Raw genomic sequence first — 24,920 nt, 5'->3', positions numbered from 1 at the left:
CGATGCGTAGAAGGACGGGCAGCGAGTCCCGCCGTCCACAGTTTCATTGCCAGTGGTCGATACCACGCGAGCGCCCCTCGTGCGCCGGGTCGGCCATCGGTTCCTCGGCCAGAGCGGCGCACTCCCCCCGGCGCCGTCCCGAGGCATCGACGCGGCCCTGACGTCGGTGCGACAGCCAAGGGCCCCGCGGATCCGTCCCGCGGGGCCCTTCGCTCACAGGGGCGCCCATATGGCGCTCATACGGTCGCCGACTACGCGTCCTGCAACTTCTTCACCTGCGCCTCGACGATCTCCGCCGGCACACCGAACTTCTTCGGCTTGAGCAGGTTGATCGAGTAGAAGGCCGCGAGCGTCGAACCGCTGCGCACGACGGTGAAGCTCATCGGCGTCTTCTGGCCCTCGATGAGGCCGACGACCTTGTACGAGACCGCCTCGTCGCCCGCCTTCGGCGTGGGCAGCGCGGCGACGTCGCGGTACTTCGAGTCCGCGTGCTCGTAGGCGGTGCAGTTCTTCGTGGCCGCCCGAAGGTCGCCCATGACCTTCTCCGCCTCGGGCTGCTCGTGCGCGAGCAGGGCGAGCGAGATGACCGTGGCGTCCAGCTCGTCCGGGCCGGTCATCGTGCGGCCGACACGGGCCTTCGCCGACGGCTGGGTCGCGAACATGAACATGTCGGCGAACGGCTGGCAGGCGGCCGGGTCTGCGGGCACGGTCTGCGAGGGCATGTCCGCCGCGGACATCTTCTCGACCTTGTAGCCCTTGAGGTCGCCCTTGGCGAGCACCGCCTTCTCCAGGTCGGCGGCGGACAGCGCGGTCGACTTCTTCTCTGCCGGCTTTCCCTCGGCCGGCTTCTGCTTGGCCTGCTGCCCGGACGACTTCTTGTCGTCGGAGCCGCTGCCGCCACTGTCCTTGTCGCCGCCGCACGCTGCGGTCAGGCCCAGCGCGACCGTGACGGACGCGGCCACGACGGCCCGAGACACAGATGACTTCACGTTTCCTACCTTCACGTGTCACGGCGCGGGCGACGGCCCGCGCCGAGGCGACATGAAAGCGGTAAACACACGCCGCTGACCAGCGTTTTCCGTAACGATCAGGAACCGCCGAAAAGGTTGTACGGCTCCGCTAGATCTTGTCGAGCTGCGCGGTGACGATCTCGGGCGCCACCTTCGGGTCCTGGTCCGCCGTGGGCGTGCCGATGCCGTCGGTGCCGTCCTTCTCGGCGTCCTTGTCGCTCTGGACGCCTTCGGGGTCGTACAGGTTCGACGCGTCGAAGACGGCGAGCGTCGCGCCGGTGCGCACGACCGTGACGCTCTCCCGCATGACGTACTCGCCCTTGCGGTGGGCGATCTTGTACGAGACGGCCTCGTCGCCCTTGCCCGCCTTGCCCTGCGTGGGCAGCGGCCGTACGCCGATGTAGCGCTGCTCGCCGACGCGGAAGGCCGCGCACTTCTTCGACCGCGCTGCCGCGCGCAGGTCCGCCATCGTCTGTTCGGCGTCCGACCCGGCGTAGGAGGACAGGCCGACGCGGGTCGTCGTGAAGTCCTTGTCGTCGGTGGCGGTCAGGACGCGGCGGACGTGGTCCTTCGTCTTCCCCGCGGTGCTCGTCTTTCCCGCGGTGCTCGTCTGTCCCGCGGCGCGCACATCGAGCATCGCCGCGAGCGGGCCGCACTCCGCGGGAGACGGCTTCGCCGCGGGCGGCGCGGCGGCGGAGGACGCGGACTCGTCCGGCTCCTCGACGTCGTAGCCCTTCACGTCACCCGAGGTCAGGGCCGCCTTCTCCAGCTTCGAGGGGCCCGCACTCGCGCGCGGCTTCGCGTCCTTCCGTGCGTCGCCGCCGCCACCATCACTGCTGCAGGCCGCACTCGCTCCGAGTGCGACGACGACCGATACGGCCGCCACGACGCGCGACACCGCTGACTTCACGTTCTGTTCCCCTGCCGATCCACCGTTTCCGGACGCAACCTACGACGGAGGAAGATCGAATCTGGTTCCCCGCAACTCACCAGCGATGTCCTGCTGCCTCACCAGCCCCATATCCAGAAGCGGAACGGGCTGAGCAGGACGATCGCGAGGGCCATGCCGCCGATGACGATCACCACGCTCCACACCCGGCGGCTGCGCTCGGACCTCCCGCCACGACCCCCCGCCGCACCCGTCGGCATCGACCGCCAGTCGTCCGGGCGCCACCGCGCGGACTCGGCCTCGCGCCTCGCGCGTCTGCGGCGGAACCGACCCGCCTCCTCGACCCGCCGCCGCGCGGCCTCCTCGTCCAGGCGTCGCAACCGCTCGGCCACCATGCGCGCCCGCGCGGACGGTTCCTTCGGCGCGGACGAGCGGATCTCCCGCTCGCTGTCCTTCTCGAACCTTTCCCACACCTCGTCGGGTATGGCCACGCTGTTCCCTCCCCCTGTCTGCGGATGCCCTGTCAGCTGCCCTGAGGGCGGGGGAAGTTCTAGCACGCGCCGCCGACAACGCGTCGGCCTGTGAGGCACGCCACATAAGAATTATGTGAAGTCGAGGACAACCATTCACAGGGATCACAGGTCATGCATGCAGTAACAAGAGTCAGTACCCGTCAGTACTTTGAGCCACCCCGCGTCTCCGACTTCCTGAGGTCTTCATGAAGCTTCGTCGTGCCATGGCTGCCGCGGCCGCTACGGCTGCCATAGCCCCGATCGCGCTGCTGTCGGCACCCGCCGCTTCCGCGACCGAGGGCACGTCCACTCCGCCTGCCCCTGCCGCGGGGGCCCCGACGGAGTCCGCCACGCCGACCCCGTCCGTGACGCCGCCCGCGCAGACGCCGGAGCCGGAGAAGACGCCCGGCAAGCCGACCCCGCCCACGGCGCCCCCGGCACCCGAGAAGAAGCGCTCGGACGAGGTCAAGGTCCCGAAGACGCCGAAGACGCCTGAGGTCCCCGAGGTCCCGGACGAGGACGCCGAGGACGAGGCGCCCGCGACGTGCGAATCCGACGACGGCAGCACCGACCCCGACTCCGTGCTGGAGGTCGACTTCGTCGGACTGCCCAAGAAGATCGTCGCGGGCAGCGGCTGGCACCGTTTCAAGCTCACCGCCGAGAACCCCACCGATGAGCCGCTCGGTGACGTGCGCTGGACCGCGTTCGTGAACAACCTGGGCGCCCACCCGGACAAGAAGGACGGGCTGCGGTACTTCACCGAGGTGCAGTACCAGGACCCGGAGACCAAGGAGTGGACGACGGTCGAGAGCCCGCTCAACGACGGTCTCGCCTACGGCACCGTCGAGCTGGACGCCGAGGACAGCGCCGACGTCAAGCTGCGCGCCAAGGTCGACGCGAAGGCCCCGGCCGTCGACGGATACGTGGAGGGTCTGGGCAAGTACGTCGACCCCGAACTCGACTGCACGCACACGTCGTCCAAGTACTCGCCGCTGACCATCGTCAAGGCCGGCGGCGACGAGACGGCCGAGCCCACGCCGAAGCCGTCCCCGTCCAAGACGGCGCAGGCCGCGCCCGCGCCGCAGGGCAGCGCCTCGGAGACCCCGGCCCCGGTCGACGGCAGTCTCGCCGAGACCGGCTCCAGCTCGATGCTGCCGACCGTCGGTGTCATCGGCGGTATCGCCGTCGTCGCCGGTGCGGGCGTCGTGTTCGCCGTACGCCGCCGGAAGGTCGACGGCACGGCCTGAGCCGACTCGGCCGCCTGATCACGCGGAAGGACCTGCGCTCGGAGGGGGGTGCAGGTCCTTACGTGTGTCCGGGGGTAGGTGTGTCCGGACTTGCGTGTGTCCCGGGGGACTTACTTCTTGGCCGGTACCGTCGGCATCCCCAGGAACGGCAGCTTCAGTGCGCCGAACGCGTCCGCGGGGACCGCCGGAGTCTTCGGTTCGACCGCCGCGATCCGCACGTACCGCGCGCCCTGCGCCGGACGCGGGTCCTCCCCGCCCTTGTTGGGCCAGAACGACATGGCGCGCTCGGCCTGCGCGGTGATCGTCAGGGACGGGTTCACGCCCAGGTTCGCGGAGACCGCGGCGCCGTCGACGACCGAGATGCCGGGGTGGCCGTAGAGCCGGTGGTACGGATCGATGACACCGGTCCGCGCGGAGTCGCCGATCGGACAGCCGCCGAGGAAGTGCGCGGTCAGCGGGGTGCCCATGAGCTCGCCGACGTTCGACCCGGGGAAGCCGTTGATCTCCTCGGAGAGGAGCGTCGCCGCGCGGGTGGCCTCGGGGATCTGGTCGGGGTTGGGCGCGCCGTGGCCCTGCCGGGCGGTGAGCAGTCCCTTTCCGACGCCCTTCTCCTTGCGGTACGTCGTCAGGGAGTTGTCGAGGGACTGCATGACCAGGCCGATGATGGTCCGCTCCGACCAGTGCCGGTTGGAGAGCGAGCGGACCATCAGCCACGGGTGGCGCGCCACGTTGCCGAGCCAGCCCGCGACGCGCGCCTTGCCGCCCCGCACGCTGTACGGGACCTGGAGCACGGTGAGGCTGCCCATGGCGTTGGACTTCTTGCCGTAGCGGACGGGCTCGATGTGGGTGCTGTCGTTCGGGTGGATCGACGAGGTGATCGCGACGCCCTTGGTGAAGTCGGCCTTCTCCCCCGCGTGCTTCTTGCGGTAGCGGCGGTCGGTGGTCTGGGCGCCCACGAGCGCCTCGGAGTTGGTGCGGGTGAGGCTGCCGAGGCGTGCGGAGATGTGCGGCAGCAGACCGGTGTCCTTCATTCGGTGCAGGAGCGTCTGCGTCCCGTACGTACCGGCGGCCACGACGACCTTGTGGGCCGTGAACGTACGGCCCTCGCCCTTGCGCTTCTTGTCGGTCGGCAGTGTCGCGACGGCGAAGCCGCCCCGGGAGTCCTCGGTGACGGCGACGACCGACGTCATCGGGTGGACGACCGCCCCGGCCTTCTCCGCCAGGTACAGGTAGTTCTCGTTCAGGGTGTTCTTCGCACCGTGGCGGCAGCCGGTCATGCACTCGCCGCACTCGGTGCAGGCCCTGCGGGACGGGCCCGCGCCACCGAAGTAGGGGTCGGGAACCTCCGCCCCCGGCTTGCACGTTGAAGAACCGTCCGCGTCCTTCTCGTCGCCGAAGAAGACGCCGACGGGTGCCATGTGGAAGCTGTCGCCGACCCCCAGCGCCTGGGCGGTGGCCTTCAGATGGACGTCCGACGGTGTCATCGTCGGGTTGAGCCGCACCCCGAGCATGCGCTTGGCCTGCTCGTAGTAGGGGCGCAGCTCGTCCTGCCAGTCCGTGATGTCCTTCCACTGCGCGTCCTTGAAGAACGGCTCCGGAGGCACGTAGAGCGTGTTGGCGTAGTTCAGCGAGCCGCCGCCGACGCCTGCGCCCGCGAGGACCATCACGTTGCCGAGCAGGTGGATGCGCTGAATGCCGAACAGACCGAGCGCCGGCGCCCACAAGTAGTTCTTCAGGTCCCAGGAGTTCTTGGGCAGCGTCGCGCGCGTGAAGCGGCGGCCCGCCTCCAGTACGCCGACGCGGTAGCCCTTCTCCGTCAGGCGCAGCGCGGACACGGCCCCGCCGAAGCCGCTGCCTATGACGACGACGTCGTAGTCGTAGTCCTGGTTTTGGGCAGAGCTCTCCTGTGACATTGACTCTCCTCGTTGAGAACTGGCGCAGCACCGCGCTGACGCATTAGCGCAGGCGAAGCGCCTTCATGACCTTCAGGCTGGTGCTCATGAACGCCGCGTACTTCTCGTCGTCCAGGCCGCAGGACGGCGCCAGCGGCATGACCCGCTGGGTCGCGACGGTCTGCGCCTCCGTGTACTTGAGGATTCCCTCGGAGCCGTGCCGCCGGCCGAGGCCGGAGTCCTTCATGCCGCCCATCGGGGACTGCACGCTGCCATAGGCGGGCGCGAAGCCCTCGTTGACGTTGACCGTGCCGGTGCGCAGCCGGGCGGCGATCTTGCGGCCGCGGCTGCCGTCCTTCGTCCAGACCGAGGAGTTCAGGCCGTACGGCGTGGCGTTGGCGAGCTCGACCGCCTCGTTCTCGTCGGTGAAGCGGTAGATGGAGACGACCGGGCCGAAGGTCTCCTCGTTGCAGACGGCCATCGGCGCCTCGACGCCGTCGAGGATCGTCGGCTCGTAGAAGTAGGGGCCGATGTCGGGGCGTGCGACGCCGCCCGCGACGAGCGTGGCGCCCTTGGCGACGGCCTCCTCGACGTGCCGGGTCACGGTCTCCAGCTGCCGTTCGCCGACGAGGGAGCCCATGTCGGCGCCGTACGCGAGGGACTTGCCGAGCCTCATCGCCTTCGTGCGCTCCGCGAAGCGCGCCACGAACTCGTCCGCGATCGACTCGTGGACGTAGAGCCGTTCGATGGAGATGCAGAGCTGGCCGGCGGAGGAGAAGCAGGCGCGCACCGCGCCCGACGCGGCCTTGTCGACGTCGGCGTCGTGCAGCACCAGCATGGCGTTCTTGCCGCCGAGTTCGAGCGAGACGCCGACCAGGCGGGCGGCGGCGCCTTGCGCGACCTCGCGGCCGGTGCGGGTGGAGCCGGTGAAGGAGACGTAGTCGGCGTGCTTGACGATCTCGGGGCCGACGACGGGGCCGTCGCCGAGGACGACCTGGAAGACCTCCGCGGGCAGGCCCGCCTCGATGATCAGGTCGCGGGCCCAGAGCGCGGTCAGGCAGGTCTCCGTGTCGGGCTTCATGACCAGGGCGTTGCCCGCGACGAGGGCCGGCAGCGCGTCGCCGATGGACAGTTCGAGCGGGTAGTTCCAGGGGGCTATCTGCCCGACGACGCCGCGCGGCTGACGGTTCTCGGTGACCTTGGTGAGGACGGGGACGACGCCGGTGTGCCGCTTCGACGCCAGGTAGGCGGGGGCCCTGCGGCCGTAGTGCCGGGCGGCGACCACGACGGCCTGGACCTCCTCGTGCGCGTGCAGCCGGGACTTGCCGGTCTCCAGCTGGATCAGGTCGAGGACCTCGGCCTGGCGCTGCAGCACCAGGTCGTGGAAGCGCAGCAGGACGGCGGCGCGCTGCTTGACGGGGGTCCTCGCCCAGGCGATCTGCGCGGTGCGGGCCCGCTGGAAGGCCGTGGTGACGTCCTCGGGGGTGGACTCGGGCAGGTCGGCCAGCTTCTCGCCGGTCAGCGGCGAGTGGTTGGCCGTCCGTCCCGACCCGATGACGTCACGGGTGAGCTGCGCGATCAGCTCGGGCGTGACCACGTCGGCGGCGGTGCGGGCGCCGTCGGGGGCCGGGGCGGTCGGGTTCGTTCCGAGGGGCGCTGCGGTGGCCTGCGAGTCCGTCATGCACGTGAGAGTAGGCCTCCACCAGCCTTTTGGGTACCCATCGGTAACGGGGGTTCACGGCCTCCGCACATGACGCCAGTGATTGCTGGCGACAAAGCCGCTGATCAGGCCGTTACCGATGTGCCGAGCGACTTCTCAGAGTTTGTGGAGCTCCAGGTCCGCGATGGCGTTCTCGGCGACCTCGCGGCCCCGCGCGGTGAAGTCGCCCTTGCCGGGATAGTCGATCCACAGCCGGTACATGTCCCCGGACTTGGTCCGGTAGTACAGGATCCTCGCCTCGTGCGGGAGCTCGGTCTGCGAGTCGGTGTACGTGACCGTGTTCTCGGCGGCGCTCCGGTCCCTGTACGTCGTCTCCTTGGTCTTCACGACCGGTGCGGGATCGCTCGACATGTCGCTGAACGCCGACTCGCCGCTCTCCTCGAACGTCTCCGCGTCGGCGTACGCCTGGGCCGCCGCGGTCCCCGCGACCTCCTGCGAGGTGTCCTTCTTCTCCGCGAGGTCGAGCGTGACGAAGACGGCGCCGCTGGGGTCGGTGTACCGGACCCAGGTCTTGTCCGTGTCCGTGGCCTCCGGCCTGCTCTCCACGTACGCCTTCGGGACGGAGACGGCGGCGGAGACCACCTTCGCCTCGTGCTCCTTCCACTCCTCCGAGTCCGTGCCCCCGAAAGGATTCAGCGCCACGAGCACGCCCGCGGCCACCGCCGCGACGGCCACTCCGGCGACGACGGCGAGCGCCTTGCGGCTGAGGAAGATCCCCTTGCCGCGCCCCTGGTCGCCGCCGCCCGCGACGGTGACGTGCTGCGTCGGCGCCACCGGCTGCGGAGGGCTGGCCGCCGCCTCCAGGAGGGCGCGGACCTGCGCGGCGTTCGGGCGGTGGGCGGGGTCCTTGGCCAGCAGCCGGTTGATCGCCTCGGCCAGCGGGCCCGACGCGGACGCGGGCGGCGCGGGTGTCGCGTTGAGGACGGACTGGAGCGTCGCGGGGGTGTTGTTGCGGCGGAACGGGGACACGCCCTCGGTCGCCGCGTACAGGACGACACCGAGCGACCAGAGGTCGGACGCCGGTCCAGGCCGCTGCCCGAGCACCCGCTCCGGCGCGATGAACTCGGGCGACCCGACGAACCCGCCGGTGTCCGTCAGGTTGGTCTCGCCCTCGATCTGGGCGATGCCGAAGTCGGTGAGGACGACGCGGTCGTGCCGGCCGAGCATCACGTTGTCGGGCTTCACGTCGCGGTGCAGGATGCCCGCCTGGTGCGCGGCGTCGAGGGCGTTCAGGACGTCGAGGCCGATTCGCGCGGCCTCGCGGGAACCGAGCGTGCCCTCCTGGAGCGCGGCGCCGAGGGAACGGCCCTGCACGAGCTCCATCACGATCCACGGCTGGCCGTCCTCGACCGCCACGTCATGGACGTTGACCACGGCCGGGTGGTCGAGGCGGGCGGCGGCGCGGGCCTCGCGGCGCATCCGCTCGAAGGCGTTGGCCCGCTCGCGCTCCGGCAGGTGGTCCGGGACGCGGGGCTCCTTCACGGCGACCTCGCGGTCCACCGTCTCGTCCTTGGCGCGCCACACGGTGCCCATGCCGCCGTGGCCGAGCTTGGCCAGCAGCCGGTAGCGGTGCGCGATCAGGCGGCCGGTGCCGGGTTCCTGCGCGGGGGCAGGGGCGGGCGGCTGGTTCGGCACGACCTGGGTCGGCGGGGCATACGGCTGCTGTGGTGGCTGGAGGCCGTAGCTGGTGGGCTCGTACGGCCCGTAGGAGGCTCCCCCGTCGTTACTCATGACCCATGCCTACCGTGCGCGGCGCCTCGGTTTCCAGCCAGGCCCCGCATTGTGACCGGGGTGATGCACGTGAGCGGGGCGTCATCGGCGTACGCGAACGGCCGACGCCGACGTCACCGGCGTACGAACGTGTCCACCGCCGCGTCGAAGTACCTCCGCGCCTGCGCCGCCTCCCCCACGGGTGCCGACACCCACACGTCGAACCGCCGGCCGCCCTCCTCCCAGCACAGGTCGAACGTGCGACGGTCGCCCTTCTCGTCGCGGAGCCCGTCCCAGGTGAACTCGCGCAGCGCGGCCGGCCTGCCGTTGCGCGTGGTCTCCGAGACCCTGCCGTCGCGGTATCCGGGGTTGTCGCGCGGGCCGTCCGCGTCGGCGCGGCGCTGCGCGGCGAGCGGGCCGCCCCGGCGCGCCGCCGCCTCCTCGATGCCGATGCGGTACGTCCCGTCGGGCGACGCGTAGAAGACGCGGGACCCGTCCACCTGGCGCCGGAAGCCCTCGGGGACGGCGAGCGCGAAGCCGCGGGGGTCCTTCGCGATGCGGTAGCCCTGGGGCGCCTGTGGCGAGGACGGCCGCGCCGTGGGGGTCGTCACGGTGACCGTCGGCGTCGGTGAACTCTGCGTCGCCGTGGCGGAGGGCGGGGGAGCCGGTGTGCCCCCGCCGTCGCCGCCCCTGCTCAGCAGCAGCGCGGCGGAGACCCCCGCGCCCGCGAGGGCGGCCACCAGGGCGGCGGCGACCATGAAGGTCCTGCCGTGCTTCTCCGGCTTCACGAGCCCCGCGGCGGCCTGCGCCGCGAGCAGCTCCCGCTCGGCAGGCGTCGGCGTGTTCCGGCCCGACCGCCCAGGAAGACCATGCAGCCCCGGAAGACCGTGCAGCCCCGGAAGTCCGGGCCGCCCGGGAAGCCCCGGCAGCCCGGCCCCCGGTCTCTCCCGCACCACCGCCGGCATCCGCCCCGTCTCGACGTACACCCGCAGCAGCCCCTCCGCCTCCGCCGCGCCCATCCGCCGCTCCGGATCGCGGTCGAGGAGCCCGAGCACCACGGGCAGCAGCGGATCCACGGCCGCGGATGGCCGGATCTCGTCGAAGACGACCGCGTGCAGGACGCCGCCGATGGAGTCGCGGCGGAACGGCGACTCGCCGGCGAGCGCGGTGACCAGGAGTGCGCCGAGCGACCACAGATCGGACTCGGGGCCCGTCCGCTCCCCCGCCATCCGCTCCGGCGCGGTGTACTCGGGCGAGCCCACGAACGACCCGACCTCCGTGAGCGTCGTCGCGCCCGAGAGCTGCGCGATGCCGAAGTCGGTGAGCACGACACGGTCGGTCGGCCGCTCCAGGAGTACGTTGGCGGGCTTGAGGTCACGGTGCAGGATGCCCGCCTCGTGCGCGGTGCTCAGGGCGCCCAGCAGGTCGATGCCCATCCGCGCCACGGCGTGCGCGTCCAGCGGCCCGCTCCGCGCGATGCGCCCGGCCAGCGAACCGCCCTCGATCAGCTCCATGACGATGTACGGCTGCTCGTCCTGCACCACGACGTCGTGGACGACGATGACGTGCGGATGCCGCAGCTGCGCGACGGCCCGCGCCTCGCGCAGCGTCCGCTCCCGCCGCTGCTCCGCCTGGGCGTCGGAGAGGGTCTCGTCGCGCGCGAGTTCCTTGACGGCCACCCGGCGGCCGAGGAGCAGGTCGGTGGCGCGCCACACGACGCCCATGCCGCCCCGGCCGAGCGGCGCCTCCAGGCGGTAACGGCCCGCGATCACCCGGGCGTTGCCTCCACCTGCCGCTCCGGCGTGGTCTCCCAGGCTCCCCATGCGGCCATCATGCCCCACACGTGTGCGAACGGAATGGGTCTCGCCGCGCGGCGGCTGGTTCCGGCCGCCGGCCCCGGACGCCCCACCCGTACGACGGGTCGCCCGGACCCCGTATCAGCCCTCCCGCCAGCCCCGGAGCATCGAGTCGAACTGCTGTCGGGTCTTGTCCCAGCCCCCGGCGGGGGCCGAGAGATAGATGGCGTACTCGACGCCGTCTTTGCTCACGTACGTCTGCTCGATGGCCCGGCGCGGCCCTCTGGTCGTGTTGTTCACCCCGGACGTCCAGCTGAATTCCCAGAGCGCGCCGTGCTGTCCACGGAACGTGTTCGAGTCGAGGTGCAGCCGCTTGTAGTCCTTGTAGTTCAGCAGGCCCTTCTCCAGCTGCAACTGATGCGCGTACGGCGACTCGGCCTGCGGGGACTTGTCGACGCCGATCCGCAGGAAGCTCCGGCCGTCGTCCGGCGTGTAGTCGACCTGCGTGCCGTTCGCCCGGCGCTTCCAGCCCTCGGGCAGCATGAGGCTGAAGCCGTCGGGGTCGTACACGCGCTTCCAGTCCGCAGGGATGCCGCGCGGTGCCTTCCCGTCGTCCTGGCCCGTCCTCTGCTCCTGGCCGCCCTCGTCGCCGGTGAGGCGCAGGAAACCGAAGACGCCTGCGCCGCCGAGCAGGGCGGCCGCGAGGACGAGGGCGGTGACGGCGAGCACGCGGCGGTAGCGCTTGGCGGGGGCGGGTACCGGGGCGTGGGGTGTGTGGGCCGCGTGGGCGTAGGGCTCGTGCCCTTCGCGGCCGCCGTGGGAGCCCTGGACCGCCGTGTCGGAGCCGCGGTGCTGCGGGGCGGTCGGGGCGTATGGGGCAACGTGGTTGTACGGGGTCGCCTGGTTGTGCGAGGTGCCCTGGTTGTACGTGGTGGTCTGGGTGTACGTGGTGGTCTGGTTGTGCGGGGCGGGCCGGTTGTACGGGGCGGGCGCCGGCGTCGCGTTGCCCTGGGTCGGCGCATGCGTCCGCGTCGTGTTCGGCGGCCGTCCCTCCGCCGCCTCGGCCAGCATCTCCTCGGCCTCCGCCGCGGTGGGCCGGGCCGCCGGGTCCTTGCGCAGGAGCGCCTCGATGATGGGCGCGAGGAGCCCCGCGTGCGTCGGCGGTTCGGGCTCCTCGGTCACCACGGCCTGCATCGTGCCGAGCGGCGACGTGCGCCGGAACGGCGAGTTCCCCTCGACCGCCGTGTACAGCGTCGCCCCGAGTGCCCACAGGTCGGACGCCGGGCCCGGGTTGGCGCCGCTGACGCGCTCGGGCGCCAAATAGTCGACGGAGCCGACGACTTCCCCGGTCCGCGTGATCGTGGAGTCGCCCTCGATCGCGGCGATCCCGAAGTCGGTGAGCAGGATGCGCCGGTCGTCGGCGAGAAGGACGTTGCCGGGTTTCACGTCACGGTGCAGCACACCGGCGGCGTGCGCGGCCCGCAGCGCCTTCAGGGTCCACAGGCCGATGCGGGCGGCCTCGACGGGCTCGACGCGGCCGTCGTCCTTGACCGCGTCCGCCAGGGAGCGGCCCTCGACGAGCTCCATCACGATCCAGGGCCGGTCGTCGTACTGCAGGACGTCGTGGACGGTGACGACCGCGGGGTGGTTGATGCGGGCGGCGGCGCGCGCCTCCGTCTGGGTACGCGCGAAGAGGACCGCGCGGTCGGCCTCCTGCACGTACTGCGCGGCCGTCAGTTCCTTGACGGCGACGGCACGGTGCAGCACCTCGTCCTGTGCGCGCCACACCCGTCCCATGCCACCGCGGCCGATGGACTCAGCGAGTCGGTAGCGGCCCGCGAGGACCAGGCCCTGCGTCTGATTCACGTTTCCCCACAATGGTCTTGACAGGGCCAGGTTAAGGAGCGGAAGGCGCGCAGGGAACCGCAGGGGGGCTTAGGAGACCGCACTGTGACGGATGTGGTGCATGTCCCGATGGCCGGATACGTGGCCGGAAACGGCTCAGTCGGTGACCCGATAAGTGGCCGAAGCCTGCTCGTACAGCCGTGTCACTTCGTCCCGTTCGGCCTCCGGCCCCCGCACCTGGACCACGTGGTACCTGCCGTCGACGATCATCGCGAGATTGCGTACGAAGACCTCGCGGCCCGCGTCGTCCTGCCAGGTGAACTGACCCTCCGCCATGGTCCGTCCGCCGACCTCGATTCGGCGCATGCCGCTGGACGTCGCCCAGGAGGAGTCGCGGAAAGGCTGCAGCTCACGCTCGTGTTCGCGCTGGTACTTCATGGGGTCGGCGCCGTAGCCGTCCGTGGTGTCGCGGCCCGGCACCAGCAGCAGTTCGAAGCCGCCGTGGGTGTAACGGACCTGGCCCCTGCCGTTCTTGGGCTGCCGGTCCCAGCCGCCCGCGACGGCGACGTGGAAGCCTTCGGGGTCCTTGCGGACGACGAAACCCTGCGGCACGTCGGGGCCGGATGTCTGCGGCTTCTGCGAACCGGGCTTCCTGCCCTGCCCGTCCTTCTCCTTGCCCTCGTTCTTGTCCTTCGACTTGTCTTCCGACTTGTCCTTCTCGTCCTTCTCGCCCTTGCTGTCGCTCGGCTGCGGGGCCGAGCTGACCTCACCCGCGGTCCCCGCGCGGTCACTTGAGCGGTCGTCGGACTTGGGCATGAAGACCATGGCGTACGCGATCGCCGCGGCGAGCCCGAGCAGGATGGCGATCAGGAGCAGACGGCCCAGCGAACGGGGGCGGCCCGGACCGCGCGGGTGCGCCTCGCGGGGCGTGCGAGGGCCGCTGTGGCCCTGGAGGGGCGAGACGTCGGGTACGTCGTGTCCGGGCCTGGCCTGCGCGTTGCCGGCCCTGCCCCGGCCGCGCTTGTGCCGTCCGTGCGCCTCGGCGCTCTTCGCGGCGCTCTTTCCGGTGTTCTTCCCGGCGCTCTTCCCCGCTTTCTTCCCTGCGACGGCCCCGCCCCGCCGCCTGCGCACGACCTCGCCCCGTCGCCGTACGACAGGCAGCCTGCCCGCGTCGTACGGCGGCACCGGCACGACGTGCGCCCCCGCCTCCGGTTCGGGCGCGGACCGCACCAGGGAGCGCAGCCAGCCGCTGAGCTCCTCGAAGTCGAGCCGCTCGGTGGGGTCCTGACGGAGCAGGGACTCGACGACGGGCCGCAGCGGGCCGCACTCCTCGGCGAAGGCGGGCGGTTCGGCGCAGACGAGCTGGACGAGTTCGGCGGTGCTGTCCTCCGGGTACGGCGCGTGTCCCTGCACGGCGCGGAAGAGCAGCGCCCCCAGGGCCCACAGGTCCGTGGCGGGGGCGATGGGGGCGGCGAGCTGCCAGTTCTCGTGCACGGGTCCGGCCTGCTCGGGCGCCCACCGCTCGGTGACGGCTCCGACGACCACCATGCGGGCGAGCCGGGCGCGTTCGGCGGCGATGGCGGTGGCGGGCCCGCGCAAGGGAGCGCCGCCTTCGCCGTCCCCGTCGTCCCATCCGCCACGCGCGTTCCCGTACGCCGCCTCGTCCGCGCGGCGAGCTTCGCTCCGTCGGGAGGTCTCGCCCCGTCCGGGAACCTGACTCCGTGGGGGAGCCTCACTCCGTGGGGGAGCCTCGCTCACGTCCCCGCCGCGTGCCGCCGGAACCCCGCCCCGTGGCACCGCCCCGTGCCACGGCTTCTTGCCCGCGACTCCGTAGGGGTCCGATATCCGCCCCGCGGGCTCGGACCCGGTCTCGGGCTCCGGCGCGGGGTCGAGCGCCACATCCCCGGCCTCGTCCTCGTCCGCGGCGCCCCCGTACCGCGTCTCGTACCCCGCGTCATACTCCGCGACATTGCCGACCGACCCCGCCGAGCCCGTCGCCTCCCCCGCCTCCACCGGCCGCGGGTCGTACCCGCACAGGGCCTCCTCGGCGGCCCCCGCCGCAAGTCCCGTCAGCATCACCCGGCCGTCGTCGCAGATCAGGACGGTCCGCGCGGTGATGTTCCGGTGCACCCAGCCGTACGCGTGCAGCACCCGCAGCGCCGCGAGGACGTCCGCCGCGACCTCCGCCGCGCGGTACGGACTCAGCGGCCGGTCCGCGAGGAGCGCCGCAAGCGGCCGCGCGGCGACCAACTCGCTGACTATCCACAGCGAGCCGTCCTCCGCGAACACGTCGAAGACCTGGTCGAGCCGCGGGTGGTCGGGTATCTGGGCGGCGGTCTGCGCCGCCTCGATGGCGCGCCGCACCGCCGGATCCGTGGGCCTGCGCGTCGTCCGGGTCCCGGACCTCCTGGTCCCGGACCGCCGCACCCCGGGGCCGCCCGCGCCCGCCCGCGGCAGAAACCCTTCGGGCAGGTCGACCGAGCCATCGGCGTCGGCCACGTCCCCCTCGTCGAGCACCTCCGCCTCGACGATCTCGGGCAGCGGCACCTGCCGGACGAGGACTTCCTGCCCGCTGTACGTGTCGAAGGCGCGCGACTCGGCGAACTCGTACACGTCGGAGGGCGGGAGCGGCAGGCGGTAGCGGTCGGCGAGCACCCGTCCCGCGTAGTCGTCCACGATGCCTTCCCCTGTCCGCCCGGTGGTCGAATCCGTTCGTCTTGCGGCGCATTGCGGCTGCTTACGGTCCGCAAGCACTCACGATACGTGCCGTCGGTGAACCGTTTGAGGGGATTCGAGATCCCGGCTCAGGACTTCGGCTCGAACGTCTTCGTGAAGGTCCGCCACGTGGCACGACGCTTCTCGCTGCCCCAGTCGTCCGCCTTGGCCGTGTACATCATTCCGTAGCCGAGTCCGCCGTTGACGACGAAGCCGCGGTCTATCGACCGGTACTTGGTCCCGCCCTCCACGTAGGTGAACTCCCAGTCGGCCGTGTTCCAGCCGCGGAAGCCGACCTTCTCTATACGGATCCGGTCGTACTGCGGCCGGACCATGTACTTTTCCTGGTTCTTCCAGTCGCCGACCGGGTTGTCCTTGGGCGTCGTCGTCCAGCCGACGAGCAGCTTCTGCCCGTCGGGGCCGCCGAACCGCGCGCCCGCCCGGCCCGTGGACTGGTACTTCCAGCCCTTGGGGAGTCCGATCTCGAAGCCCTGGGAGTGCTTGTACGTCGACTCGGCGCCGTCCTCCGGCTTCTTGGCGTCGTCGTCCTTGCCCGGGTCGTCGCTCTTGCCGTCGTCCGGGCCGGAACTCTCGTCCTTGCCGGGGTCCTTGCCGTCCTCGCCCGTACCGGTGCCGGAGCCCTGGTCGCTCTCCTTGCCGGTGTCCTTGTCCTTGCCGTCGTCCTTGCCCGGGTCCCCGCTGGTCGCCCCGGCGGACGCGGCCTTGTCGCCGCCCTTGTTGTCCTTGCTGTCCGCGTTGTCGTCGCCGAGGGCGAGGGCGAGCACCGTGCCGAGCACGGCGAGCACGACCACCATGGTCACTATGACCAGCGTCCGGCGCGGCACCACGTCGGTGAGCGACGCCTTCGCGGGTGCCCTGGGCGGCACGCCCCCGACTCCGTTGGCCGCGGACCCGTTGGCCGCGGTTCCGCTCGTGGTCCCCTTCGCGGAGGCGGACGCGGCCGCCTTGCGCACGGACTGCAGGGCGCCCTTCAACCGCTCGGCCGTCTCCCCGGGCTTGCGCCCCTCGCGACGCGCCGTCCCGTACGTCGTCGCCGTCCCGGCATTCCGGGCGGGGGCGGAGGACCCGACCGACCCGTGAGCGGCACCGGCAGCGCCGGCCGCTCCCGCCGCGCCGGCAGCAGCACCCTTCGGCGCCTTCGTCAGCCTGCTCGGCCTGCTCGGCTTCGGGACCCGCGACGCCTTCGGCGGCTTGGGCGGGGCGGGCGGCAGCGGCACGACCTTGGTCGCCTCGACCGGCTCGGGCTCCGGCTTGGTCTCGGGGGCGTAGATGACGTCCTTGAGGAGCGCACGCGCCCCGGCGTCGTCGAGCCGCTGCTCGGGGTCCTTGGCGAGCAGGCCGTAGATGACCTTCTCCAACGGTCCGGCATTGACGGGCTGTTCGACGTCCTCGGTCATCACCGCGGTGAGGGTCGCGATGGCCGACCCCTTGTCGTACGGGGGCACGCCCTCCACGGCCGCGTACAGCAGGCCGCCCAGCGACCACAGGTCGGCCGCGGGACCCGGCTTGTGTCCCCGGGCACGCTCCGGCGAGATGTACGAGGGGGCACCCACGAGCATGCCGGTCGACGTGATCGACGGGTCGCCCTCGACCTGGGCGATGCCGAAGTCCGTGAGGACGACCCTGCCGTCCTCGGCGATCAGCACGTTCGACGGCTTCACGTCGCGGTGCAGGATGCCCTCGCGGTGCGCGGAGCGCAGCACGTCGAGCACGGCGAGCCCGACCTCGGCGGCGCGCCGCGGCGTGAGCGTGCCGTCCTCGCGGATCGCCTCGGCGAGCGACTTGCCCTCGACGAGTTCCATCACGATCCACGGCCGGTCGTCCTCGTCGACCACGTCGTAGACCGTCACGGCGCTGGTGTTGCGGATCCGCGCGATCGCCTTGGCCTCACGCAACGTACGCGTGATGAGCCGCCGCTTCTCCTCCTCGTCGATGCTCGAGGGGAACCGCAGCTCCTTCACCGCGACCGTACGCCCAAGGGTTTCGTCCTTGGCGCGCCAGACGGTGCCCATGCCTCCGCGGCCGAGCACCTCTCCCAGCCGGTACCGGCCGGCGAGGAGACGTTCGCTCTTGTCCCGACGGGCGTCACCCGTCTGCTCCGCGTCCGACATGCGTCCCCTCTGCTGCTACCGCTGCTACCCGAGCAACCCGCCCTGACAGAGCCTTCATTGTCCCTTACTCGGGGACCGGTCGGTGCCCAGGGTCCGCCGGCCCCCCTCCGTGCCCCATGATGGACCGCGCACGAGGAGGAACCCGCCTTGCCGACACCGCGCTCGACACCGGCCATCCTGCTGGTGGCGGCGCTCATCGGCCTGGCGGCGGGCCGCCCACAACCCGCGGCACCGGCCACGGACGCCACTCTTCCGCTGCTCACCACCCGGGGCAAGGCCCCGGCCGCGGCACTCCTGAGCAGCACTCAGCCCGAACCGCCCCCGGGTGCACGCACCCTACGCCACCAGGCATCTCCCGTCTCCGTGCGACGCCCCGCACGGCCGAACCCGGAACAGCCGGACACCGAACGGCCGGACCCCGCCGCGCCGAGCCCGCGCCCCTATCTCCACTTCACCCGCACCGGCCCCTCCCTGTCCCGCGCCGACCACTTCAGGGTGGGCAGCATCACCAAGACATTCATCGCCACGGTCGTCCTCCAACTCGCCGCGGAACACCGTCTGTCCCTGTCCGACCCGGTCGCACACCATCTGCCCGGACTCGTCCGCGGACCGGGCGTCGACGGCCGCACGATCACCCTGCGCGCCCTGCTCACCCACACCAGCGGCCTCTACGACTTCACCGCCGTCACCAAAGGCACCGTCCCCCTCACTCCCGCTCTCGCCGTCCGCATCGCCCTCGCCCACCGCCCTTCCCCCATGGGCCGCTGGGCGTACTCCAACACCAACTACGTCGTCCTCGGCATGGTCATCGAGCGGGTCACCGGCAACTCGTACGCCACCGAAGCCGAACGCCGCATCCTCCGCCCCCTCCGTCTCACCGGCACCTCGTTCCCCGGTGCCCGCACCACGCTCCCCTCCCCGCACGGCCGCGCCTTTACGAACGGCGGCCGGGACGTCACCGCGCTCGACCCGCGCGTGGCAGGCGCCGCGGGCGAGCTGATCTCCACCCTCGCCGACCTGAACCGCTTCTACGCCGCCCTGCTCTCCGGCCGGCTCCTGCCCGCGCCCCTGCTGCGGGAGATGCTCAACACCCGCCCGGCACACGGCCACTACGGCATGGGCCTGTATCCGCGGACGCTTCCCTGCGGCACCACCGTCTGGGGCCACAACGGCCGCATCACCGGCAGTTACGTCCGCACCGCCGCCACCCGCGACGGCCGACGGGTCGTCACCTTCCGGGTCAACACGGACAAGCCGACCGGCTCGGCCCTGGAAGCGGCCCTCCTCACGGCCGAGTTCTGCCCGCGCTCCCCTTAGGAGGGTGTCCCGTCCCCCATTGAGCCTGCCCGGAGAAACGTCAGTTGAGCGGCACGATGTCGGGCGCCCCGAGGCGTGCCGCGTCCGCCGTCAGGTCGTCCGGCTGCCGCTGCGACTCCCGCTCGGCCTCCACCCGCTTTTCGTAGTGCTGCACCTCCCGCTCGATCTGGTCCTTGTCCCAGCCGAGGACCGGCGCCATCAGCTCGGCGCACTCCCGGGCGCTGCGCGTGCCCCGGTCGAACGTCTCGATGGAGATGCGGGTCCGCCGGGTCAGCACGTCGTCCAGGTGGCGGGCGCCCTCGTGCGACGCCGCGTAGACCACCTCGGCCCGCAGGTAGTCGTCGGCCGCCTGCAGGGGAGCGCCGAGGGCCGGGTCCGCGGCGATGAGTTCGAGGACTTCTTCGGCCATCGAGCCGAACCGGTTCAACAGGTGCTCCACGCGCACCACATGAAGGCCCGTCCGGGCGGCGATCCTCGCGCGGGCGTTCCACAGCGCCTTGTACCCCTCGGCGCCGACCAGCGGGATGTCCTCCGTGACGCAGTCGGCGACACGCTGGTCCAGGGCGTGCACCGCCTCGTCGACGGCGTCCTTGGCCATCACTCGGTACGTCGTGTACTTGCCGCCCGCGACGACGACCAGGCCCGGGGCGGGGTGCGCGACGGTGTGTTCGCGGGAGAGCTTGCTCGTGGCGTCCGACTCGCCGGCGAGCAGCGGCCGCAGGCCCGCGTACACCCCTTGCACGTCGTCCCTGGAGAGGGGGCGGGCGAGCACCGAGTTCACGTGCTCCAGGAGGTAGTCGATGTCGGCGCTGGAGGCCGCCGGGTGGGCCTTGTCGAGGTCCCAGTCCGTATCGGTGGTGCCCACGATCCAGTGGCGGCCCCACGGGATGACGAAGAGGACGCTCTTCTCGGTGCGCAGGATCAGTCCGGTCGTCGCGTTGATGCGGTCCTTGGGCACGACGAGGTGGATGCCCTTGGACGCCCTGACGTGGAACTGGCCGCGCTCGCCGACCATCGCCTGGGTGTCGTCCGTCCACACGCCGGTCGCGTTCACGACCTGCTTGGCCCGGATCTCGTACTCCCCGCCGCCCTCGACGTCCTGCACCCGGGCGCCGACGACGCGCTCGCCCTCGCGCAGGAAGCCGGTGACCTTGGCGCGGTTGGCGACCTTCGCGCCGTACGCCGAAGCGGTGCGGACCAGCGTCGCCACGTAGCGCGCGTCGTCCATCTGGGCGTCGTAGTACTGCATGGCGCCGACCAGTGCGTCCTTCTTCAGGCACGGGGCGACGCGCAGGGCGTGGCGGCGGGTCAGGTGACGGTGCATGGGCAGACCGCGGCCGTGTCCGCGCGACATCGACATCGCGTCGTAGAGCGCGACGCCCGATCCGGCGTACAACCTCTCCCAGCCCTTGTGCTGCAAGGGGTAGAGGAACGGGACCGGTTTCACGAGGTGCGGGGCGAGGCGCTCCAGGAGCAGGCCGCGCTCCTTCAGCGCCTCCCGCACGAGGGCGAAGTCGAGCATCTCCAGATAGCGCAGGCCGCCGTGGATCAGCTTGCTCGACCGGCTCGACGTGCCGGACGCCCAGTCGCGGGCCTCGACCAGGCCGGTGGACAGGCCGCGCGTCACCGCGTCGAGTGCCGTGCCCGCGCCGACCACGCCCGCGCCCACGACCAGGATGTCCAGCTCCCGTTCGGCCATTCCCGCCAGTGACTCGGCGCGCTCCGCCGGCCCCAGTGTCGCTGTCCTCACCGCTGCCTCCCGCTGTGATCGGGTGTGGTCGGACTCACATCATGCCCAGATTTCTCCGTCGCCCGCTGAACGCGGCCCCAGCCTGTGGACAACACTCCGGAGCCCTGCGCGGTGCAATACCGCAAATCGGTCATATTTACTCCTAGTCTGACATTGCGCTGGTCCGCCTTGTCCACAGGGCTTGCGCACTCGTCCCACTCCGGCTATTGGGAGGACGGCCCACCGCCATGCCCGCAGATCTCGCCGTCATCGGTCTCGGCCACCTCGGCCTGCCCCTCGCCCAGGCCGCCGTCGCACGCGGCATCGACACCATCGGCTACGACCCGGCCCGCGCCGCGGACCTGGCCGGCGGCCGGCAGCCCTGCGACGGCGCCGAGTCCACCCTCACCGCCGCCGACGTCCGCCGGATGCTCTCGGGGGGCTTCCGGCCGACCGTCGACCCGGCCGCGCTCGGCCGGGTCCGCACCGCTGTCATCTGCGCCCCCACTCCGCCGGCGGCCGACCGCTCGCTCGACCTCGGCCAGGTGGCCGAAGCGGCGCACGCGCTGGCCGCCCGCCTGCGCCCGCACACCACCGTGATCCTCGAATCCCCCGCGTACCCGGGGACCACCGAGGAATTCCTCCGTCCGATTCTCGAAGCGGGCTCGGGCCTGCGCGCCGGACGCGATTTCCACCTCGCCTACTCACCCGGCCGCCTCGACCCCGGCAACCGCACCCACGGCTACGCGGGCACCCCCAAGGTCATCGGCGGCCTCACCCCGGCCTGCACCGAGTCCGCCGCCACCTTCTACGGCCGCCTCACCGACAAGGTCGTCCGCGCCCGCGGCCCCCGCGAGGCGGAGACCGTCCACCTCCTGGAGACCAACTACCGGCACGTGAACATGGCCCTGGTCAACGAGATGGCGGTGCTCTGCCACGACCTCGGCATCGACCTGTGGGACGTCATCCGCTGCGCCGAGACCAAGCCCTTCGGCTTCCAGGCGTTCCGCCCCGGGCCCGGCGTCGGCGGCCACGGCGTCCCCCTGGACGTCCCGGCCCCCTCCCACGGCGCCCGCCCCCTGCGCATGGTCGAGCTGGCCCAGCAGGTCAACGACCGCATGCCCCAGTACGTGATCCAGCGCTCGGCGACCCTGCTCAACGAGCACGGCAAGTCCGTCCGCGGCGCCCGCGTCCTGCTCCTCGGCGTCACCTACAAGCCCGACCTCGCCGACCAGCAGGGTGCCCCCGCCCAGGAGGTGGCGACCCGCCTCATGGAGCTCGGCGCCGCCGTCAGCTACCACGACCCGTACGTGCCCAACTGGAGCGTGCTCGGCCGCCCCGTCCCGCGCGCGGACTCCCTCTACGAGGCCGCGGCCGACGCCGACCTGACGATCCTGCTCCAGCACCACCGCACGTACGACCTGCAAGGCCTCGCCGTGAAGGCGCAGCTGCTCCTCGACACGCGGGGCGCGACCCCGGCGGGCGCCGCCCACCGCCTCTAGGCACGCGCGCGTGCCCCCACACGGGAAAGGGCCCGGACGCGTCGGCGTCCGGGCCCTTTCGTGACGTCATGCGTCCAGCGCGAGCGTCACCGCTTGTGCTGCGAGTCCGCGACCGTCACCTCGACGCGCTGGAACTCCTTGAGCTCGCTGTAGCCCGTGGTCGCCATGGCGCGGCGCAGCGCTCCGAAGAAGTTCATCGAGCCGTCCGGGATGTGCGACGGACCGGTGAGGATCTCCTCCGTGGTGCCGACCGTGCCGAGGTCGACCTTCTTGCCGCGCGGCACGTCCTCGTGGACGGCCTCCATGCCCCAGTGGTGGCCCTTGCCGGGCGCGTCCGTGGCGCGGGCCAGCGGGGAGCCCACCATCACGGAGTCGGCGCCGCAGGCGATGGCCTTGGGCAGGTCGCCGGACCAGCCCACGCCGCCGTCGGCGATGACGTGGACGTAGCGACCGCCGGACTCGTCCATGTAGTCACGGCGGGCGGCCGCGACGTCGGCGACCGCGGTGGCCATCGGCACCTGGATGCCGAGGACGTTGCGCGTGGTGTGCGCGGCGCCGCCGCCGAAGCCGACGAGGACACCCGCGGCGCCCGTGCGCATCAGGTGCAGCGCGGCCGTGTACGTGGCGCAGCCGCCGACGATGACCGGGACGTCCAGCTCGTAGATGAACTGCTTCAGGTTCAGCGGCTCGGCGGCGCCCGACACGTGCTCGGCGGAGACGGTGGTGCCGCGGATCACGAAGATGTCGACACCGGCGTCCACGACGGCCTTGGAGAACTCGGCGGTGCGCTGCGGGGAGAGCGCGGCGGCGGTGACCACACCGGCGTCGCGCACCTCCTTGATGCGCTGCCCGATGAGGTCGGCCTTGATGGGGGCCGCGTAGATCTCCTGGAGGCGCCGGGTCGCGGTCTCCGCGTCCAGCTCGGCGATCTCGTCGAGGAGGGGCTGCGGGTCCTCGTACCGCGTCCAGAGGCCCTCGAGGTTCAGGACGCCGAGGCCGCCCAGCTCACCGATGCGGATGGCGGTCTGCGGGGAGACCACGGAGTCCATCGGAGCGGCCAGGAAGGGCAGCTCGAAGCGGTAGGCGTCGATCTGCCACGCGATCGAGACCTCCTTCGGGTCGCGGGTGCGCCGGCTCGGTACGACGGCGATGTCGTCGAAGGCGTACGCGCGGCGGCCGCGCTTGCCGCGCCCGATCTCGATCTCAGTCACGTTGTGGGGCCTTTCCCTCTTGGTCTGCCTGTCCAGTATCCCCGACGCACACGGAAGGGGCGGTCCCGGTGACCCGGGACCGCCCCTCCCACGCGCGCGTGGCGCCGGAAGACTACTTCGTGCGGCTGTAGTTCGGTGCTTCGACCGTCATCTGGATGTCGTGCGGGTGGCTCTCCTTGAGACCCGCGGACGTGATGCGGACGAAACGGCCGTTGGCCTGCAGGTCGGGGACGGTGCGCCCGCCCACGTAGAACATCGACTGGCGCAGTCCGCCGACCAGCTGGTGGACGACCGCGGAGAGCGGGCCGCGGTAGGGCACCTGGCCCTCGATGCCCTCGGGGACCAGCTTCTCGTCGGAGGCGACGCCCTCCTGGAAGTACCGGTCCTTGGAGAAGGAGCGCTGGTCACCGCGCGTCTGCATGGCGCCGAGCGAGCCCATGCCGCGGTACGACTTGAACTGCTTGCCGTTGATGAAGAGCAGCTCCCCGGGGGACTCCTCACAGCCCGCGAGCAGGGAGCCCAGCATGACAGTGTCCGCGCCGGCGACGAGCGCCTTGGCGATGTCGCCGGAGTACTGCAGGCCGCCGTCGCCGATGACCGGGACACCGGCCTCCTTGGCGGCGAGCGACGCTTCATAGATGGCCGTTACCTGCGGTACGCCGATACCGGCGACGACGCGCGTGGTGCAGATGGAGCCGGGGCCGACGCCGACCTTGATGCCGTCGACACCCGCGTCGATGAGCGCCTTGGCGCCGTCGCGCGTGGCGATGTTGCCGCCGATGACGTCGACGCGCGGGGCGTCGGACTTGATCTTGGCGACCATGTCGCCGACCAGCCGGGAGTGGCCGTGCGCGGTGTCGACGACGATGAAGTCGACGCCTGCCGCGACGAGGGCCTGGGCGCGCTCGAACGCGTCACCCGCGACACCCACGGCGGCGCCCACCAGGAGGCGGCCCTCACCGTCCTTGGCGGCGTTCGGGTACTTCTCGGCCTTCACGAAGTCCTTGACCGTGATGAGGCCCTTGAGGATGCCCGCGTCGTCGACCAGCGGAAGCTTCTCGATCTTGTGGCGGCGCAGCAGCTCCATGGCGTCCACGCCGGAGATGCCGACCTTGCCGGTGACGAGCGGCATCGGCGTCATGACCTCGCGCACCTGGCGCGAGCGGTCCGACTCGAAGGCCATGTCACGGTTGGTGACGATGCCGAGCAGCTTGCCCGCAGCGTCGGTGACCGGGACGCCGCTGATGCGGAACTTCGCGCAGATCGCGTCGGCCTCGGCGAGCGTCGCGTCCGGGTGCACCGTGATCGGGTCGGTGACCATGCCGGACTCGGAGCGCTTCACCAGGTCGACCTGGTTGGCCTGGTCGGCGATGGAGAGGTTGCGGTGCAGTACACCGACGCCGCCCTGCCGCGCCATGGCGATCGCCATGCGGGACTCGGTGACCTTGTCCATCGCCGCGGACAGCAGCGGGACGTTCACCCGGACGTTCTTCGAGACGAGCGAGGAAGTGTCGATCTGGTCGGGCGCCATGTCCGACGCGCCCGGCAGCAGCAGCACGTCGTCGTAGGTCAGCCCGAGTGTCGCGAATTTATCGGGCACCCCAGTCGAAGAACCGCCGTTTGCAGTCATGACACCTTCCCCAAATGGCCTTGATCGGTGCGGATGTCCATGCTAACGGCCTTCGGGGGTGTC

General features: G+C 71.6%; 16 protein-coding genes. 3 read left to right on the top strand and 13 right to left on the bottom strand.

The window, feature by feature from the left end; genetic code table 11:
• Positions 1-251 precede the first annotated feature (251 nt).
• From DEJ49_RS22375 to DEJ49_RS22365, 3 genes are all read right to left on the bottom strand, one after another.
• Positions 252-989, bottom strand: a complete 738-nt coding sequence (locus DEJ49_RS22375) for a hypothetical protein (RefSeq protein ID WP_223832943.1) — start codon at positions 987-989, stop codon at positions 252-254.
• Between the two features lie 130 nt (positions 990-1,119).
• On the bottom strand, positions 1,120-1,920 hold the full coding sequence (locus tag DEJ49_RS22370; protein WP_150185784.1) for a hypothetical protein: 801 nt from the start codon (positions 1,918-1,920) through the stop codon (positions 1,120-1,122).
• 98 nt (positions 1,921-2,018) lie between these two features.
• Positions 2,019-2,390 carry a hypothetical protein gene (locus DEJ49_RS22365; RefSeq protein ID WP_223832942.1) on the bottom strand — a complete coding sequence of 124 codons (372 nt, stop codon included), beginning with the start codon at positions 2,388-2,390 and terminating at the stop codon, positions 2,019-2,021.
• Between the two features lie 227 nt (positions 2,391-2,617).
• On the opposite strand from DEJ49_RS22365, the gene DEJ49_RS22360 reads away from it, so the two are divergent.
• Positions 2,618-3,658 (top strand): LPXTG cell wall anchor domain-containing protein, encoded by a 1,041-nt coding sequence (locus tag DEJ49_RS22360; protein ID WP_150185783.1) that lies wholly within the window; start codon positions 2,618-2,620, stop codon positions 3,656-3,658.
• A 110-nt stretch (positions 3,659-3,768) separates the two neighbouring features.
• On the opposite strand, the gene DEJ49_RS22355 is transcribed toward DEJ49_RS22360, so the two are convergent.
• From DEJ49_RS22355 to DEJ49_RS22325, 7 genes are all read right to left on the bottom strand, one after another.
• Positions 3,769-5,571: a GMC family oxidoreductase gene (locus DEJ49_RS22355; protein WP_150185782.1), complete on the bottom strand. Its 1,803-nt coding sequence runs from the start codon at positions 5,569-5,571 to the stop codon at positions 3,769-3,771.
• Positions 5,572-5,614: 43 nt separating this feature from the next.
• A complete protein-coding gene (locus DEJ49_RS22350; protein ID WP_150185781.1) occupies positions 5,615-7,231 on the bottom strand; it encodes a succinic semialdehyde dehydrogenase in 1,617 nt (538 codons plus the stop codon).
• A 135-nt stretch (positions 7,232-7,366) separates the two neighbouring features.
• Positions 7,367-9,001, bottom strand: a complete 1,635-nt coding sequence (locus DEJ49_RS22345; RefSeq protein WP_150185780.1) for a serine/threonine-protein kinase — start codon at positions 8,999-9,001, stop codon at positions 7,367-7,369.
• A gap of 113 nt (positions 9,002-9,114) precedes the next feature.
• Positions 9,115-10,803 (bottom strand): serine/threonine-protein kinase, encoded by a 1,689-nt coding sequence (locus tag DEJ49_RS22340; RefSeq protein WP_150185779.1) that lies wholly within the window; start codon positions 10,801-10,803, stop codon positions 9,115-9,117.
• A 114-nt stretch (positions 10,804-10,917) separates the two neighbouring features.
• Positions 10,918-12,573 carry a protein kinase domain-containing protein gene (locus DEJ49_RS22335; protein WP_411757245.1) on the bottom strand — a complete coding sequence of 552 codons (1,656 nt, stop codon included), beginning with the start codon at positions 12,571-12,573 and terminating at the stop codon, positions 10,918-10,920.
• Between the two features lie 204 nt (positions 12,574-12,777).
• Positions 12,778-15,297: a protein kinase gene (locus DEJ49_RS22330; protein ID WP_150185777.1), complete on the bottom strand. Its 2,520-nt coding sequence runs from the start codon at positions 15,295-15,297 to the stop codon at positions 12,778-12,780.
• Positions 15,298-15,425: 128 nt separating this feature from the next.
• Positions 15,426-17,468, bottom strand: coding sequence for a serine/threonine-protein kinase (locus tag DEJ49_RS22325; protein WP_150185776.1), 2,043 nt, complete (start codon positions 17,466-17,468; stop codon positions 15,426-15,428).
• Between the two features lie 147 nt (positions 17,469-17,615).
• Here DEJ49_RS22325 and DEJ49_RS22320 point away from each other — a divergent pair, with 147 nt between their 5' ends.
• The gene (locus DEJ49_RS22320; protein ID WP_150185775.1) at positions 17,616-18,785 is read left to right on the top strand and encodes a serine hydrolase domain-containing protein; all 1,170 of its coding nucleotides are present in this window, start codon (positions 17,616-17,618) and stop codon (positions 18,783-18,785) included.
• A gap of 40 nt (positions 18,786-18,825) precedes the next feature.
• Here DEJ49_RS22320 and DEJ49_RS22315 read toward each other — a convergent pair whose 3' ends face one another.
• Positions 18,826-20,535 (bottom strand): glycerol-3-phosphate dehydrogenase/oxidase, encoded by a 1,710-nt coding sequence (locus tag DEJ49_RS22315; protein ID WP_150185774.1) that lies wholly within the window; start codon positions 20,533-20,535, stop codon positions 18,826-18,828.
• Positions 20,536-20,762: 227 nt separating this feature from the next.
• Between DEJ49_RS22315 and DEJ49_RS22310 the strand changes: the two genes are divergently transcribed.
• The gene (locus DEJ49_RS22310; protein ID WP_150185773.1) at positions 20,763-22,016 is read left to right on the top strand and encodes a nucleotide sugar dehydrogenase; all 1,254 of its coding nucleotides are present in this window, start codon (positions 20,763-20,765) and stop codon (positions 22,014-22,016) included.
• An 86-nt stretch (positions 22,017-22,102) separates the two neighbouring features.
• On the opposite strand, the gene DEJ49_RS22305 is transcribed toward DEJ49_RS22310, so the two are convergent.
• Together DEJ49_RS22305 and guaB are read right to left on the bottom strand one after the other, a co-directional pair.
• Positions 22,103-23,227 (bottom strand): GuaB3 family IMP dehydrogenase-related protein, encoded by a 1,125-nt coding sequence (locus DEJ49_RS22305; protein ID WP_150171160.1) that lies wholly within the window; start codon positions 23,225-23,227, stop codon positions 22,103-22,105.
• 112 nt (positions 23,228-23,339) lie between these two features.
• Positions 23,340-24,857, bottom strand: a complete 1,518-nt coding sequence (guaB, locus tag DEJ49_RS22300) for an IMP dehydrogenase (protein WP_150185772.1) — start codon at positions 24,855-24,857, stop codon at positions 23,340-23,342.
• Positions 24,858-24,920 lie beyond the last annotated feature (63 nt).

It is taken from the genome of Streptomyces venezuelae (genome assembly GCF_008642335.1).
Classification (GTDB): Bacteria; Actinomycetota; Actinomycetes; order Streptomycetales; family Streptomycetaceae; genus Streptomyces; species Streptomyces venezuelae_F.
Note: the sequence above shows the minus strand (reverse complement) of the source record. Positions and strands in the feature narration are given on the sequence as shown.

Bases quoted from the DNA above. Each gene is read 5' to 3' on its own strand.
- DEJ49_RS22360 (WP_150185783.1), top strand. From the start codon at position 2,618: ATGAAGCTTCGTCGTGCCATGGCTGCCGCGGCCGCTACGGCTGCCATA.
- DEJ49_RS22355 (WP_150185782.1), bottom strand. From the start codon at position 5,571: ATGTCACAGGAGAGCTCTGCCCAAAACCAGGACTACGACTACGACGTC.
- DEJ49_RS22350 (WP_150185781.1), bottom strand. From the start codon at position 7,231: ATGACGGACTCGCAGGCCACCGCAGCGCCCCTCGGAACGAACCCGACC.
- DEJ49_RS22345 (WP_150185780.1), bottom strand. From the start codon at position 9,001: ATGAGTAACGACGGGGGAGCCTCCTACGGGCCGTACGAGCCCACCAGC.
- DEJ49_RS22340 (WP_150185779.1), bottom strand. From the start codon at position 10,803: ATGGGGAGCCTGGGAGACCACGCCGGAGCGGCAGGTGGAGGCAACGCC.
- DEJ49_RS22335 (WP_411757245.1), bottom strand. From the start codon at position 12,573: ATGGGACGGGTGTGGCGCGCACAGGACGAGGTGCTGCACCGTGCCGTC.
- DEJ49_RS22325 (WP_150185776.1), bottom strand. From the start codon at position 17,468: ATGTCGGACGCGGAGCAGACGGGTGACGCCCGTCGGGACAAGAGCGAA.
- DEJ49_RS22310 (WP_150185773.1), top strand. From the start codon at position 20,763: ATGCCCGCAGATCTCGCCGTCATCGGTCTCGGCCACCTCGGCCTGCCC.
- guaB (WP_150185772.1), bottom strand. From the start codon at position 24,857: ATGACTGCAAACGGCGGTTCTTCGACTGGGGTGCCCGATAAATTCGCG.